This is a genomic window from Microvirga sp. Mcv34, assembly GCF_024519725.1.
GTDB lineage: Bacteria > Pseudomonadota > Alphaproteobacteria > Rhizobiales > Beijerinckiaceae > Microvirga.
The window spans coordinates 1-14,700 of the sequence record NZ_JALJRK010000081.1 but is presented as its reverse complement, the minus strand read 5'-3'; the positions used below and the strand labels follow the sequence as shown (position 1 = coordinate 14,700).

The 14,700-nt window shown below is 58.1% G+C and carries 13 protein-coding genes; 7 read left to right on the top strand and 6 right to left on the bottom strand.

Annotation, left to right across the window (positions count from 1 at the left end):
• Positions 1-2 precede the first annotated feature (2 nt).
• Together OC446_RS25015 and OC446_RS25010 are read right to left on the bottom strand one after the other, a co-directional pair.
• Positions 3-557, bottom strand: coding sequence for a hypothetical protein (locus OC446_RS25015; RefSeq protein WP_262031724.1), 555 nt, complete (start codon positions 555-557; stop codon positions 3-5).
• Positions 558-1,008: 451 nt separating this feature from the next.
• Positions 1,009-1,662: an SOS response-associated peptidase gene (locus OC446_RS25010; RefSeq protein ID WP_262031723.1), complete on the bottom strand. Its 654-nt coding sequence runs from the start codon at positions 1,660-1,662 to the stop codon at positions 1,009-1,011.
• A gap of 206 nt (positions 1,663-1,868) precedes the next feature.
• Between OC446_RS25010 and OC446_RS25005 the strand changes: the two genes are divergently transcribed.
• Positions 1,869-4,766 carry a DEAD/DEAH box helicase gene (locus OC446_RS25005; protein WP_262031722.1) on the top strand — a complete coding sequence of 966 codons (2,898 nt, stop codon included), beginning with the start codon at positions 1,869-1,871 and terminating at the stop codon, positions 4,764-4,766.
• 32 nt (positions 4,767-4,798) lie between these two features.
• A complete protein-coding gene (locus OC446_RS25000) occupies positions 4,799-5,218 on the top strand; it encodes a hypothetical protein (RefSeq protein ID WP_262031721.1) in 420 nt (139 codons plus the stop codon).
• 240 nt (positions 5,219-5,458) lie between these two features.
• Here the strand turns inward: OC446_RS25000 and OC446_RS24995 are convergent, their stop codons facing one another.
• From OC446_RS24995 to OC446_RS24985, 3 genes are all read right to left on the bottom strand, one after another.
• On the bottom strand, positions 5,459-7,042 hold the full coding sequence (locus OC446_RS24995; protein WP_262031720.1) for a M20/M25/M40 family metallo-hydrolase: 1,584 nt from the start codon (positions 7,040-7,042) through the stop codon (positions 5,459-5,461).
• A 255-nt stretch (positions 7,043-7,297) separates the two neighbouring features.
• The gene (locus OC446_RS24990) at positions 7,298-7,570 is read right to left on the bottom strand and encodes an SWIB/MDM2 domain-containing protein (protein ID WP_262031719.1); all 273 of its coding nucleotides are present in this window, start codon (positions 7,568-7,570) and stop codon (positions 7,298-7,300) included.
• A 97-nt stretch (positions 7,571-7,667) separates the two neighbouring features.
• On the bottom strand, positions 7,668-7,934 hold the full coding sequence (locus OC446_RS24985) for a hypothetical protein (protein WP_262031718.1): 267 nt from the start codon (positions 7,932-7,934) through the stop codon (positions 7,668-7,670).
• A 506-nt stretch (positions 7,935-8,440) separates the two neighbouring features.
• On the opposite strand from OC446_RS24985, the gene OC446_RS24980 reads away from it, so the two are divergent.
• Positions 8,441-8,707 (top strand): hypothetical protein, encoded by a 267-nt coding sequence (locus OC446_RS24980; protein ID WP_262031717.1) that lies wholly within the window; start codon positions 8,441-8,443, stop codon positions 8,705-8,707.
• 424 nt (positions 8,708-9,131) lie between these two features.
• Here OC446_RS24980 and OC446_RS24975 read toward each other — a convergent pair whose 3' ends face one another.
• Positions 9,132-9,773: a hypothetical protein gene (locus tag OC446_RS24975; RefSeq protein WP_262031716.1), complete on the bottom strand. Its 642-nt coding sequence runs from the start codon at positions 9,771-9,773 to the stop codon at positions 9,132-9,134.
• A gap of 70 nt (positions 9,774-9,843) precedes the next feature.
• Here OC446_RS24975 and OC446_RS24970 point away from each other — a divergent pair, with 70 nt between their 5' ends.
• The 4 genes from OC446_RS24970 (at position 9,844) to OC446_RS24955 (ending at position 12,885) form a co-directional block, all read left to right on the top strand.
• Positions 9,844-10,170 (top strand): hypothetical protein, encoded by a 327-nt coding sequence (locus tag OC446_RS24970; RefSeq protein ID WP_262031715.1) that lies wholly within the window; start codon positions 9,844-9,846, stop codon positions 10,168-10,170.
• A gap of 104 nt (positions 10,171-10,274) precedes the next feature.
• Positions 10,275-10,961: a hypothetical protein gene (locus OC446_RS24965; protein WP_262031714.1), complete on the top strand. Its 687-nt coding sequence runs from the start codon at positions 10,275-10,277 to the stop codon at positions 10,959-10,961.
• A gap of 127 nt (positions 10,962-11,088) precedes the next feature.
• On the top strand, positions 11,089-12,276 hold the full coding sequence (locus OC446_RS24960) for a site-specific DNA-methyltransferase (RefSeq protein ID WP_262031713.1): 1,188 nt from the start codon (positions 11,089-11,091) through the stop codon (positions 12,274-12,276).
• Between the two features lie 258 nt (positions 12,277-12,534).
• Positions 12,535-12,885, top strand: coding sequence for a hypothetical protein (locus tag OC446_RS24955; RefSeq protein ID WP_262031712.1), 351 nt, complete (start codon positions 12,535-12,537; stop codon positions 12,883-12,885).
• The last annotated feature ends 1,815 nt before the right edge of the window (positions 12,886-14,700 follow it).

The following is a 14,700-nucleotide window of genomic DNA, read 5'->3' as shown; positions in this document are numbered from 1 at the left end:
TCTCACGATGTGACTGGCTCGGCGGCAAGTTGCCCGGGAGCCCACACGGTATTATCCAAGTCCTGCGTTCTGCAGCCGTGGATTTTCAGGTAAGGGGCCGTGTTAGCCGGAAGCTTCGCGAGTTGGTGGCCGTCCACGCCCATGCCTATCTGGCCGAAGAGGAGTTGCCCGGCCGTCTCGACCATACAGTCGACATTAGTCGTTACCGCCGCTTGGATGCCACGCACGAGCAGCAGGTCGGCGACGGCGTGGTGACCGGGGTTCGGGCGGCCAGCGAACGCGTTTGAATCGATCAGGGATCGCAGATAGACCGTTGCAAGCTCCTTCCGATTGAAGAAGAATTCAGCCTGCTCTTCGATCCCTGCTGGGAGAGGGTCCCTAATGCCGCCGTACTTCGCGTCGTACGTCTGCTTGGCCTGAGCAGCGAGCGCCGCCGCGCTCGGCAATGCGCTCGGCGGTGCCATGGACAGGCCGGCACCACAGAGGACAGCCAAGCGATTGCTCAGCAGGGAGTCGAGGGCAATCTCAATACCCCCTTCGAATTCAATCCCTTTCATTAACCAAGAGCCCCTAAAGGATATTTTGTTACCAGACAGGATTGTAGGGAGTGTCTTTCTACCTACTGGGCGTTGCTCTGTGCAACAGGTCTTTAGCCGGCGCCGTAATCTGTTGGAGGACTTCTCTCGCAAGTGCCACGATATGAAAAACGGCCGCTGCTGCCAGCGGCCGTGAAGTTTGTTGCTATACCAGGAAATGGGTAAATAGCGCGTGGGAGTGTACGGCGAATTGGTTGAAGAATGCTTATCTCGCCCGCAGAAATCTAACACCTAACAAGGTCAAAGCTTATGCTTGATGCGCTGCAGGAAAGTTGGTGGGCTGGATTGTATAATTCAAAGTGTCGTTTGTCTTCCAGACTGCTACTTGCGATTTTACTTTATTGGCCTGTTCGTCGAACTGCGTTTCGAGGACGATAGTAGCGCCGCACGCTCCGGCTGTGACGGTGACCGTTCAAACCGGCACACTGGCTCGATCTGATCTTTCCCCTTGAGCAACAATTTGCAGCATGTCTTCGGGTAGGGGTTTCTGAAGTTTCAGTGCCTCTTCAGCCGGCGCATTCAGCCAAACGTCATATTCTTCGGGCGTGGTCAGGATGACTGGCATCGCTTTTGGGTGGATCGGCCCCACCACTCCGTTCGGCTCCGATGTCAGAAATGAATAGAGTAGGTGTTCACCTTCAACAGGATCAGCCTTCGTTCCACGTACGCCGGTCCATGGCCGCCAAATGCCAGCAAAGGCGGCAAGGGGGCGCTCTTCATTCAGGGCAAACCAAACCGGTGTCTTGCGTGGACGAGTATCTTTATATTCTGAGAACGAGGTCAATGGCACAAGGGCGCGGTACTGCGGCTTGAGCCAGGCACGCCAGAACGGTGAGCCGACATTCCGAACATTCGTCACTGGATGATTGCCAACCTTCGGAGGAGGGGGAAAACCCCAGCGCATCTGGATCAGCTCGCGCTCGCCGTCATGATTGCGGATGACCGGCGCCATCTGGTCTGGAAAGATCGCTGGCAGAGGAGGGAGGTTGCCCGCGCTATCGCGGGTTACATCGAAGGCCTGCCGCATCGAGGCCTGTGTTGCGTACGAGCTATAGAGATTGCACACGGGTGGAACCTTCCGTCTTGGCATCCGGGCGTTCGTTTCATCCTGGAGCATTTGTCTGCGCCCAACGTGACAATAAGCGCTGCCTCACGCAAGCCTTCGGGGTATAATCACTGGAATCGGCAGACCGCGTTTTGATTTGCGAATCATGGCGCATTTTCGGTCCGCCCCTTCACTCGTTTTCCCATTGATTTTCAGATCCTTGACCGATGCGGCCAAATTCCAATCCTGCAGACATCTTGCCTCGAACCTCCGTTTCGGAACTCAGCCGACGGATCGGTGACAAGCAGGCTGAGCCCTATCAGGCCAGGATCGCCGCATCTGTCCGAGAGGCCATTCGACGCGGACGCTCGGGCGCGGTTCTCGCGCCCACCGGCAGCGGGAAAAGCCTCTTGGCCGCTGGAGCAGCCGAGGACGCCATTGACCTGGGCAAGCCGATCCTCGTCCTCCATCCAGACGTCAGCCTGCTGCGCCAGAACTATGCCCAGTTCCAGAGCGTTCCGGCGGTGAAAGGTGCCCAGACCGCCTTCTACGTCGCCAAGAACGAGGTCATTGGCGAGCAGCCGATGGTTCGGAATTCGCTTGAGGCGGATGTGATCCCCGCCACCAACATGTCTCTCGTCAACAAGCTCGATGACGAGGACTTCCTGCGCTCCCTCGATAGGTTCGGCAAAAGGGGAGGGGTGGTCCTCATTGACGAGGGCCATAAGGCCGCGGCAGACGAACTCGCAAAGGTCCTCTCCCGCGTTGCCCATGCCGGCGGCTCCGGTATTGTTCTGACGGCTACTCCGTTCCGGACCGACGGCAAAGACCCGCTGGACGCCTTCGGCGCCAGCATTGAGCACGACCTGATCGACGTTGCAACCTATGACGAGGTCCTGGCGACCGGCCGCACGGTTCCCACCAGGTTCGACATCGCCACCGGTGAATTCGAGGCACACCTTGGTACCGACGCCGTACGGCTCATTGAGAGTGCGTTCCTGGCACTCCTGGCCGAGAACAAGTCAGTCGACCAAGCCTCCCAACAAGCCTTCTCCCGCTTCTTCAAGGAAGGAGCGAGCGAGGGCGACAAGGCGATCGCCGCTCTCATCGTGGCGGCCGTTGCCCGGATCTGGGCTAAGCGTGCGGCCGTCGCGACCCTGGCGATGATCCACTGCGACAGCGTCGAGTTCGCCAAGGAGCTCTCCGGCTATCTGGCTCAAGAGAGCCTCCCTCCCGGTCACGATAGGGAAGGGGAGAAGCCCCGCGTAGCCTTTGTCGTGGCCGGCGAAATCCGCGTATTGCGCGACGGCACCGAGGAGGGGCTGAAGGAGGGCGAGGAGCCTGGTCGCAAGATCAAGCGCGACGATCTTCTCAATGCGGCCCGCGCCGGCGGCTTCGACATTCTGGTCAACGTGAATGCTCTGGGCGTAGGAACTGACGTCCCACAGACTGACCTCAATATCCTCGCCTGCCAGGAACGCTCCATCGGGCCGGTGAAACAGATCAGCGGGCGAGGGGAGCGGGCACACAAAGCGTCCGGCAAGACTCACCAGGTCTTCGTTGACGTCGGCAATTCTATCCTCCGCATCTTCAGCGACATCGACGCCATGCGCCGGAACGACCCGGAGCGCTGCCGCCGCCAGGTCCGCGGGCTCGCTGCCCCGATCCGCGAGCAGTTCGAGGCATGGTTCGACAAGGATCCCAGCCTCCGCGAGCAGATTGAGGAACGCCAGCGTCAGATTCGCCTCCGGATGGGTGAGGGCGATAGCGAACAGTACGATGATCCGCTCGACCCCACGATGGAGATCGGCGACGAAGACACCCTCCCGGTGCCAAAGCCCTTCGCCGCCGGACTTATGGTGACCGGCATGCGCCGCTATGACTCCGAGACCAAGAAGTTCTCTAGCCGCGTGGCGCTGTTCTGTGACCTTAAGGAATTCGGCCTTTTCGATGAGGAGGCCGCGCCGGATCTGCCGCGATGGCTGGTTGCCACGCACGACGAACGGACAGGGGCGCAGCAGGCCTTCCTCTGCAAGACCCAGGACGTTGCCCGCAAATACGTGGCCTTCGTTGGTATCCGGCATGACGGGGACTATGAGAGCGCCAGCCCCACCGACAAGCAGCGTAGGTTCCTCACGAGCCTTCAGCAGGCCCGGCCTCTCGCTCTCCCGTGGCTCACAGGATTTGCGGCACCGGCCAACGCCACCCAAATGTCGGCCGCCATCGATCTCCTGAAGGACAAGGCAGGATTGCTTACTAGGCTGCTCAACGTCGCTGCTGTGCGACTGGTCGAGCGGGCAACGGGAGCCCATAGCCTGCGGCCCGATCTTCGTTCGGTCGTTTTGGATCGGCCCAACCAGCTCACGCCACAGAGGCGCGATCTCCTTGCCGCCTATTGTCGGCTGCGCCAGCGCTTTGCCGACCTCTACCCATACGCGATTGGAGGAAAGCCGACGGCTTTCTCGGTCACGACGTTTGACCCGAGCGTATTGCCCGAGATCAAGGCCATCGTGGCAAACACCAATGTTCGCTTCTTCATCATCGACAACCCGGACAAGGAAGAGCAGCTCCGCCCGAGCCTTGCCGAGGGGCTGATCAAGTCCTCCATCGTAGCGGTCGGCCCCAAAGGACCGAGCGAGCAGTGGATCCGGCAAAAGGCGGGATTTGGCCGGCATGACGATGCGGCCCGAGCGCGGGAGCAGAGTTTTCGGGAACACCTCACCGATCTTGCGGATGCTCCCGTGAGCGAGGACCAGACGCTGACGATCACCCTCGCAAGGACTGAGTATCTCGAGATTGCCGCTGCGAAGCCCGGGAAGGAACTCGTCAGAGCGATACCTTCTGCCGTAATGAACCTCTTGCTGCTCCTGGGAGAGGAGGGTGGGATGCCGCTTCCAGGGGAGCAAGTCGAGCTCATCCAGGATGCCATTCAGAAGAACCGGACAGACATAGCGGTTCCGTTCTCCCTCCCTCGGCTCTGTGCCCGGTATGCGCAGCGCCAGGTGCCAGCGCAAAAGAAGATCCTGAAGGATCTGGAAAAAGCTGCTACCTTCAAGCGGAACCGAGATGCCTACCTGCAGTCTCAGGCCAGCACCGCACAACGCGAGCAACGGCTCCGGGCATAGGTGCCCGTGACCGTATCCCCTTGAGGACGCCGATGGACAGCATCGAATTTACCGATCCCGTTACGGGTTCATGTCAGTGCTGTGGAGCTCCGACGATCCAGCTGGCGCGGTTCGTCCACCGCAACGGCGAGCCCTTTGCGGTTTACCGCGCTCTCCTTGCCCATGGCCCGCACGAACGTCGCGCCGACCTTGTGATCAGTCTCGGTGATTGGGCAGAAGCAGCCTCACCATCCGATCGCGTGACTTTCGCCTGCCACCTGACAGCCGATCAGCACAGTTTCAACGTTGGATTTGTCGAACCCCACCAGACCTCCTGGACTTCAGGGGAACTTGGACGAATTCTGTCGCGAGACGAGGCCCTCCAGCATCCCTGGAAGCAGGAGGTGTTCAATCTGACCGATCGGTTACTCGAATTCGATAAGCCGCTGATTGCTTACCTGACAGCACCCTGAGCAGTTGCACTCCCGGCAGGAGCGGCAAACAAAAAGCCCCGGCTGAGAGGGTAAGGGCTCCCAACCAGGGCCAGCTCCAAGCATTGGGGGCTATGGAGATTGTGCGGGCTGATACGCAACGCGCCCGTTAAGTGCATCTTGATACCGCCAAGCTAAACAATTCGTGCACCGGCATGCAGCCTGGCTGAGCTGCTATGAATAGCCGTAGAGGCACTTACGGACCGCTGCCCCAGATGTCGCTCACGGTGCCTTGAACGGCTCCGTCAGCATGCCGGCAAGCCCACGCACGCCCTCAAGGTAGTTCCCCAGTCGCATGTTTTCGTTCGCGCTGTGCTGGTTATTGTCAGCATTGACGAACGGGACGATGGCGAACGGCACTTTCAGGGCGCTAACTGCCACGCCTGTGGGTACTGTACCGCCCATCATCCGGATCTGCACCGGATCCTTACCATAGGTATTCACGAAGCTCCGGCGCAGCCATTGGCCGATCGGGGCCGTCAACTCCGTGCGTACTGCCGAGCCAGATGAACTGATCCCGGCGAGCTTCAAGGAGGCAAGCTTGGGATAGCGGGAACGCTCGTCGTCGGTCGGCGGCCCTTCCGTAACGTGGAAGCCCTGCTTCTCGACATGGCTCTTCAGGAGGCCGAACAGGGCCTGCGGTGGGGTCTCGGGCACTGTGCGAAGATCAATCTCGGCTGTTGCGGTCGCGGGCACGATGGTTCTGGCCTTCGGACCAATATCCGCCGACTGCATGCCACGGACATTGAGCGACGGGTATTGAAGGGCCTCCTGGTAGTACTGGCCGACCTTCTCGGCTTCAGCAATGCCCAGGCGCTTACGCAGGGCAGGTTCGTCATCAGGCACAGCGCGCATGACCTTCTGGGACTCTTCGTCGAACTTGACAGCATCATAGTAGCCAGGAATGGTAACGCGGCCCTCGTCGTCTTTCATAGAAGACAATAGCCGGGCGAGGGTCTGGGCTGGGTTCGATGCGTAGTTGCCGTAGTGACCGCTGTGCAGCTCCTGCTTAGGGCCATACACGGTCAACGTGACCTGTGCCACGCCACGATTGCCAAAGACGAGTGTTGGAAGATTGCTCGAATGCATCGGGCCGTCGAGCACCACAAGCGCATCCGATTTCAGCAGATCCAGGTTGGCGCCGATCACCGCGCCCAGCGACGGAGAACCCTTTTCTTCCTCAGAGTCGAGAATGACTTTGATGTTGACGGCAGGTTCCATGCCCTTGGCACGCAAAGCGTCGATCGCCGCCAATAACATGATGATCGGTGCCTTATCGTCAGACGAGGAGCGAGCGAAGAGACGCCATTCAGGATCAAGATTGGCTCCATATAGCGCCTCAAGGGGGAGGGGCTCCCATTGGCCGTCAGCCCTCCGTTGCTTGAGAACGGGCTTCCACGGGCTTTCCTGCTGCCACTCCGAAGGCGTCACTGCCTGACCGTCCAGGTGTGCGTAAAACAGAACCGTGGTGTTTGATGGCTTGGCATTGGGCGCTTCGGCAAACAGCATGGGCTTGCCGTCAGCGGGTAATTGCTGGGTGCGGAAGCCACGACGCTGGAAGGCCTGCTCGAACCAAGCCGTGTTGCGCTGGATGTCGGCTGGCACGACGGAGTCGTTAGGGATTCCGAGCACCTCAACCCATTCCTTGAGGGTGCCTTTAGCAGCTGCAAGTGTCTCTTCGGGAGTGAGAGCTGGCGCCGCTTGAAGCGGCAGTGTCCCAGCTAGGATTATCGCAACCCCCGCCAGAGCAATACGGTCCCGCAGCTTAGCTTGAATTGAGGATGCCTTAGAGAGAAGTATTGTCATCGGAGTGGCCCCACTCTCGTCCCGGAATGTCGACTGCCTGGCAGGAACTATGCCAGCGTCCGTTCAAGGCAACTGCCTCATCAAGCCTTTGATCCCGGGCTCGGGATCTTAACTGAGTCGGGACCCTTTGGTCTGGATGGGCCGGATTCTCCGCTCCATAAAAAAGCCCACCGCACGGTAGCGGTGGGATGTGGCTTCATCTCAGAGACACTCCAGATCGCGGGTGCTCATCCTTCGACAGCACCCGCCGATCGATCAGGAGAGATGCTGAGCGAAGTGCTTGTTCATCTCAAACATGCTAACCTTGTCCTTGCCGCCGAAGACCGGCCGGAGCTTATCGTCAGCCAGGATCTCGCGCTTATTCGCAGGATTCTGCAGGTTGTTGGCTTTAATGTACTCCCACACCTTGCTCACCACTTCCGTGCGGGGCAGGGGCGAAGAACCGACAACGGCAGCGAGCTCATTTGACGGCTGCAGCGGCTTCGCCAGGGCCGGGTTCGGTTTCTTGGTCTTGGTGGCTTCTGCCATTGTGATACTCCGTTTGAACGCTTCCCCTTGTAGGGGGGAAAGGGGTGGGACCATGGCAATCAAAAACCTAACGGCCCCTTAACTGAAGGTTCGCCGCTCAGTACCGCCGCTTGCCTTGCGGCTTCGCCATCATCTGGCGCATGGCCTCCTCCGCCCGGGCTCTGGCCTCGGCATCATGACTGAGGTTCCTCACCTCTCCCGGCTCATCCTGCTCCTGAAGGCCATTCTTGCGGGCGCGCCATTGTTTCGCCTGGGCTGCGGTCGCCGCTGCATTCGCAAGTTTCTCCAGACGGTCAAGCTGAGGAGTGCTGGCCTGACCTTTGGTTTCAGGCTGCTCACCCTCGTGCTCCGGACCATTCGACATGGGTCTGCTTCCCTGTTTGATAGCTCTCAATGCCCATTTATCTAGGCGTCCGTACCTGTTCCGACAGGTCTGGGATTAACCTCGCCTTAACCATGAAGGTCCGAGGTACGCCGATGCGAAAGATCCATCATGGCTTCACAGCTATCATCATCCTCGCGGGCCCCGCCGGTCTCATTCTTGCCCATGAGAAGCTCACCCGAACACCTGCCCAGGAGATATTCGAATCCTTCGATCCCCCGCCGATCCTGCGACACGCGTACGCGCAGTGTGCGGAGGCTCCGAAGCAGCAGCGTTCGGCCCAGTGCGATAAGTATGTGAGCTTTTTCGAGGAATGCGCGTCTCGGAGGTTTGAGTGTGGTCCAGAGTCCGTCTACGAGGTTCTCACAAAGCTCATACTCTCGTCCCCGCCAAAGAGACCCAAAGGGGATACAGAGGCGGCACCCTCAGACGTCTGATTCATCACCAACTTGCAATCCTGTTTTCCTTCACCGGGGCGACACCCACTAATGACCTATTCCCGTGAAACCACCGCAATCTCTGAAATCACCGGACAACCGGTCAACACATGGTCTGAGGAATGGCAGCGCGAATGCGAAGCTCGGGCAATCCTAAAAATGTCAAAGGTCGAGCGGGATGAGTTCTTCAATGGCAAGAAGGACGAGAACGGGAAGACCCTCGAGCGGGGACTCATTGCCCTCCGCGGTCCTAAGGCTGCTGAGAACATAAGGGAGCTGATGCAGCAGATTCTGGATGCTCGCGCCAACAAGCGCTAATGTAGTGTCAGGTAGATTGCTCCGCCAGCCAAAATTAGGCCGACGAAGAAGTACGGAAACCATCGCGGGAACGGCCTTTCATGACCATCAAAGCTCATCGGGAACTCCAGGATCAAAGAATCTCTGGCACGCCGTGAAGGCTGATCATGGCCATTTCGGGGAGTTTAGCCTTGGAATGTTTCTCCGCAGGGGCAAGATCAAATGGGACTGCGTTTCCCATCGGGCTCAAGCTGCTGCCTTCAAGGCGAGCCGAGACCTCCGCCATTGCTCCAGTCGAGCCAGAATATGGGCTCTCACACGGGCTGCCCGGGCTTCCTGGATTAGGTCTTGAGCCTTCTGGGATGGTTGCATTGGTGTAAAATCCAGACGTAAGCTGGCCCATGAACGCAATAGCCAAGCTAATGTTCCCGGGCCAGATATTCGACTATGCGGCCATCCGCATTGGCACGACGTCGTTCCTATAAAAGGCCTCATCTCCGAGTTCCGACAGCGCCTGTACGAGGGTCATGAGCCGATCAGCCAAATCGTCGGCCTCGGTCATCTGGGAGCCTGACGCCCTCTGGCTATGGAAACGCATGCGGTACAAGTTTTTCAGGATCGAGCAAGCGGTTGCGAGATTGTCAGCAACCTCAGCACCTGAATGTCCTTCTGCCCGAAAGCTTCGGCACCGACGGGTACTGCTAAACAGATCGCGATAGACACGGTCCAGGTCCTCAGCCGTCATATCACGTGCGGCCAATGCACTCCCCGCGCTAACATCGAATGTATTCGAAATTAGTCGCGCCACGTAAAGCAATGCCTGCCCATACGCATAAACTTTGTCATGCCCCTTGGAGTCGACCTTTGCTCTCACGGAAAGCAAGGTCGATCGAGCACGTGCAATATCTTCTGCGACGATTGGGCAATCGTCGCGCCCCAGCCATCGTCCGCTCATTATTGTTGTTGCCTTGAGAATCAAGCGAATTAACGAAACCGAATTGAATCGACGGAGTTGCGCAGGCAAGGAATATTTACGGCTAAGTAGATGAGTGCGACATTTGTCATCAGTGTTGAAGTCGAGTTCCATTTTTGTTCATACGTATTTTGCGCAATCTACTTCGAACTAAACAGCTATCTGGAACAGGAGCCAATTGTATATGCTTAAGCTTGCTCGAAGCTTCTCTCGCGCGACCTTCGCTATCGCCTGTATCGCCCTATGCGGACAAGCTGTTTTCGCGAGGGAGGTTTCGATGAAGTGTACCAACCCGCGTCAGGAGTATCTGGTGAAGTTTGACGACGCTAAACGCCAGTTCTTCGCCAACTCAACGCAATATCAAGTCCACTCGTTCACATCGGGCGCCGGACAAACAACTGTTTCCGGACAAACTGTTCAAGGTGGCCCCCGCTTTAACGCCTATTTCGGCTCCGAGAAGCGGATGGAATTTATCTCAGGAGGCGAGATCCAGACGGATCTGTGTCGGTAGACAGTTCGGTTTTACGCTGTAACATCGTAGGGAGAATTGGCCTCTGTCCGTAACCACTGACGGGTCCGTAACCTGACTCGTCCAGCAGTCTCTAAGGTTTGAATATGCGTGCTGCTCTTTGTGCTGCTTTTCTTGCGGTAACCACAACAAATGTCTACTCGCAGGACCAACCGATGTGGATCTTATCCGAGGATAGTTCGTCGCTGGCTTACGGAGTGCCTGAATCATCCAGTATTTTCTATATCGGGTGTGCCGACGGTGGCACTATGGAATTTCGAGCCGATCTACCCTCGAAGCCGGATGAGGTGTTCTCCGAAGGCGAACCGACGAAGATCGATTTGGTCGGACCTAATGGGCGGGAAACTCTTACTGGGCAAGTGAGTGAAGGCGATGGATGGAGCTTCGAGACCACCCTTTCGGCGGACAATGCAGTCGTCGACGCCCTGAAGCCCGGAAAGCAAATCACCATTTCACGTGGGAAATCGGCGTACTCGATCCCCGGGAAAGGTCTAGCCGCTCACATCAAGAAACTTGTCTCGACTTGCGATAGAAGCCGGTCGAGCGACACGGGGGAGGGAAATTCAGGCAAGACACCTGATGCAGTTACAATCCGAGGAACGATTAAGTACGGAACGTTAGACTCGGCTATCGGGAACTATAGTTTTCTCAGTTCGTCGCCAGAGGCGAAGACTATCTTTGCCCAGTGTAAATTGGATGAGCAATGTGAGGTGGTCGCCTCCGTTAAGGGCGAGTCGCTTCAGAAAGTGCATTCCGTCCGGCGGATCCCATGATTAGCAAGTGAGTCTAGCAGCAGCCCGAGTTTCCGCTGGCACTAGCAGCTCTCGATATCCCGCTCTGTTCTCGCTTACTATCTCCTAACAGACCTCTTTTGTACCGATCAGACGAGGTCAAAACCCCATGAAAAAGAAGATCAGCCAGTCGCAGCTCATCCTTCCGCTGCTCGATGCGATCGAGGAAAGGGGAGGGGCCGCGAAGGCACGCGATATCTATGACCTAGTAGCCGAAAAGGTGGATCTGCCGGCGGATGACCGTACGGCTCGCATCACGATCTCAGGTCACTCCTATAATGCATTCGAGCGCGAGGTGCGCTGGGCCCAGCAGAGAGCAAAACTCCAAGGTTTCTTGCGACCGGCGGATGCGGGCCTGTGGGCGCTCACTGACAAAGGTCACTCGGCTCTTACCAAGGCTACCCCTGGCATCGTCGTCACGATCTTCATGACCGACAAGGGTGCTGCCCTCTGGGGACACTGCGAAGATGCCGTCGGGTTGCTCGACGACAACAGCCTGAGCCTCGTGTTTTCGAGCCCTCCTTATCCACTCCTTCGTAAGAAGGAGTACGGAAACCTGGATGAGCGGGAGTATCTTGATTGGATGCTGCGTCTGGCCGAGCAATGGATGCCGAAGCTGGCCAAGGATGCCTCTGTCGTCCTCAACCTGGGTGATGCATGGCGTCGACGCGAACCGACCCTCTCGCTCTACCAGGAGCGACTGCTCATCAAGTTCGAGGATGAGCTGGGCCTGAAACTCTGCCAGCGCTTTTCTTGGCAAAACCCAGCGCGGCTTCCAAACCCGGCGGAATGGGTGACAGTGCGCAGGATCCGCGTGAAGCCATCTCTCGAGAATGTCTTCTGGTTGTCCGCCTCGGACAACCCATACGCGGACAATCGGCAGATTCTTGTTCCCTATTCTGACAGCATGAAGGCGGTCCTGAAGAGGGGAGGGCAGGAAGCAGCAACGCGGCCAGCCGGATACAGGATGGCAGAGGGTGCGTTTGGCAATGACAATGGCGGCGCCATCCCTGGCAACCTCATCGTCGCGGCCAACACCGAGAGCAATTCCGACTACATCCGGAGCGTCAAGGCGGCCGGTCTTCCGGTCCACCCGGCCAGATTCCCCGCGGCATTGCCGGAGATGTTCATCAGGTTCCTCACACGACCAAAAGATCTCGTGTTCGAGCCCTTTGGCGGCTCTCTCACGACCGCCGCAGTTGCCGAGGCCCTCGACCGCCGATGGGTCGCTTCAGAGTGCATGCTCGAGTACGTGCTCGGAGGGCAGCACCGCCTTTCTAAGCGAGTGACAGCCTAGAGCAGCTTTAAGCTTCCATTAACCATACTCTGCCACCCTGACATTAAGGTCTTCGCTCAGTGGACCTTAATCCAATGAACCCCGTGCAGCTGCTCCATCACTGCGCGGGGTTTTGGTTTTCTGATGACAGCTGTTCTCCCCCGTACGCTTTATCACGCGACCCCTCTTTACCGGTACGACCCCAAAGCCACGGACAATCACGGCATCTGGGATCCGGCAATCCATGGTCAGATCAAAGACCATGGCCTGAGACCAAGCATGGACTCGAGTAAGGACGTTCCGGTTGTCTTCCTGACCGACGAGGTCGGGATCGCTACAAACTACGCCGGTTGCAATCGGGGCGAGGAGTGGCCGGTCGACTGGATTATTCTTGCGATCGACGCCTCCGTCATAAACCTGGCGCACCTCCTGCCGGATATGGATCAAGAGGCCCAGACCATGGCCGACGACATCCTGGCTCAAGGATATTCCCAGGCCGAATGGGACGCCGGCACGATCCCATGGACCTCCGTATTCAAGATCACCGGCCAGGTGAGATACGCCGCGCCGATCCCCGATACTGCCATCACGGCGTTCAAGCTCCTGCCTGTGGATCCTTCCGCTCGGTAAGCTTTTGTTAAGAGCCGGCGCCTACCTCTGGCGTCAAGGATCAACCCAACTGATCCTGTCCTCCGGGAACCCTGCGTAGCATAGCCCCCGCTACGCAGGGTTTTCTGCTTTCGGCTTCGACCATCGCGCTTTGCCGCCGTCTCCGACCAGCTCTCGAAGCTCACTCCCTCAAACCATCTTCGGAAATGACCCAGCTATCGCTCTTCGACCTGTCGATGCGGTGGAATAGCCGCCGCGCGTCCTATCGTCCCTCTCAGGAGCCAATCGATCCCAGCCAGTTCTCTGTTGAACCCATCGGAGATGCGGCCGCCCGAGAATTCGTGATCAAACATCATTATTCCGGATCTTACCCAGCCGCGATCGCGGCCTATGGGCTGTTCGAGAGAAGTGGTCCCTTCCAGCAGGGTTTGGTCGGGGTCGCGGTATTCTCGGTTCCTATGCAGCCGAAAGCCGCCGCTGCATATGGCGCAAACCCCACCGCAAAGTTTTGTGAGCTCGGACGGTTCGTCCTTAAGGACCACGTGGGAGGAAACGGAGAAACCTTCTTCTTATCGAGAGCCCTTCGACTCCTCGCTCAGGACAAGCAGCGGGCAGACCGCCGCCCACTTTACGACCTCTGTCTCTCGTATAGCGACCCGATGCCAAGAACCACCTCAGCTGGGACGCTCATTCATGCCGGACACATAGGCTCAATTTATGTCGCATTTTCAAGTATTTACGTCGGCCGAGGGACCCCTCGCACCCATTGGCTAACACGCGATGGATCGATCGTCTCTCCCCGGGCGCTTTCAAAGCTTCGGAACGGCGAGCGAGGCGCGGCTTACGCCTATGAGTTCCTCCGCTCCCATGGAGCCCCAGCCCGCGCGCTCGGCGAGCCGGAGGCCGACTACATTCGCCGAGCCCTACAGGAGGGGCCGTTCCGGCGGATGCGCCACAACGGGAACCATGCCTATGTTTTCCCGTGCGGGACGCATTCCACTCGCCAGGAGATCCGCCGGCGGATGGATAAGGGACTGCCGCGCCCGACGAAAACGGACCTGCCGACGGCGGCATAGAATCTAGTTCAAATATCCGATCGGCAAATCACTTCCGTTAATAGGTTTTAACCATCCTTCCCGCTTCGCGCCCGAATCAAAGTTCGGGGTCGCGAGTCGAACCTCGGGCCGAATACTACGCAACATCGAATCAAGTGTGTAACTTGGAATCACTCGGAACCGGGCTTTTACATGCGAATTGACTCGGCCATTTCACCTAAATGATTCCATCCAAAGCAGTTTCCCACCGCTGAATCGATCTATTGTGAATGGATTCTTGACGCGCGACTCCACAGCCAACTCAGAATCGGTCATTTCTCGAAATCGCCACGAGTGTATTGGGTGAGCGCCATGCCTGTGAAAGGGACCGATGCTGTTCAACGTCTTCGGAAGCACCGCCGCGAGCGGGGCGACCGGGAAATGAACGTATGGATCCGTCAGCCGGTAGGAGCGGCGATTGATCAGGCTGTCGAAAGCGGCCAGTTCAAGTCTCGCCAGGAAGCCATCAACCATGCCCTCGAGGCGGCCTTTGTTCGGAAGGAGACGAACACAGTGACGTAACCCAGGCAAAGCAAAAGGCCCACGAAGCTGGAAACTTCGAGGGCCTTTGGAGCTACCCGCGAGGGGCGGCGTAAAGAATGTGTAAGCAGCATCCTTATGCCATCCCAACAAACTGACTGTCAAGAGCATCGGTTACGGTGAACGCTCCCGCTTTGCCCTCACATAGGAGGGTACGATGCAGCTTGCATCGTCAGGAGGCCGGCGGCTGAGACATGCCGCT

Excerpts from the sequence above, each read along its gene's own strand:
- OC446_RS25015 (WP_262031724.1), bottom strand. The coding sequence starts at position 557 with ATGAAAGGGATTGAATTCGAAGGGGGTATTGAGATTGCCCTCGACTCC.
- OC446_RS25005 (WP_262031722.1), top strand. The coding sequence starts at position 1,869 with ATGCGGCCAAATTCCAATCCTGCAGACATCTTGCCTCGAACCTCCGTT.
- OC446_RS25000 (WP_262031721.1), top strand. The coding sequence starts at position 4,799 with ATGGACAGCATCGAATTTACCGATCCCGTTACGGGTTCATGTCAGTGC.
- OC446_RS24995 (WP_262031720.1), bottom strand. The coding sequence starts at position 7,042 with ATGACAATACTTCTCTCTAAGGCATCCTCAATTCAAGCTAAGCTGCGG.
- OC446_RS24990 (WP_262031719.1), bottom strand. The coding sequence starts at position 7,570 with ATGGCAGAAGCCACCAAGACCAAGAAACCGAACCCGGCCCTGGCGAAG.
- OC446_RS24985 (WP_262031718.1), bottom strand. The coding sequence starts at position 7,934 with ATGTCGAATGGTCCGGAGCACGAGGGTGAGCAGCCTGAAACCAAAGGT.
- OC446_RS24980 (WP_262031717.1), top strand. The coding sequence starts at position 8,441 with ATGACCTATTCCCGTGAAACCACCGCAATCTCTGAAATCACCGGACAA.
- OC446_RS24975 (WP_262031716.1), bottom strand. The coding sequence starts at position 9,773 with ATGGAACTCGACTTCAACACTGATGACAAATGTCGCACTCATCTACTT.
- OC446_RS24970 (WP_262031715.1), top strand. The coding sequence starts at position 9,844 with ATGCTTAAGCTTGCTCGAAGCTTCTCTCGCGCGACCTTCGCTATCGCC.
- OC446_RS24965 (WP_262031714.1), top strand. The coding sequence starts at position 10,275 with ATGCGTGCTGCTCTTTGTGCTGCTTTTCTTGCGGTAACCACAACAAAT.
- OC446_RS24960 (WP_262031713.1), top strand. The coding sequence starts at position 11,089 with ATGAAAAAGAAGATCAGCCAGTCGCAGCTCATCCTTCCGCTGCTCGAT.
- OC446_RS24955 (WP_262031712.1), top strand. The coding sequence starts at position 12,535 with ATGGACTCGAGTAAGGACGTTCCGGTTGTCTTCCTGACCGACGAGGTC.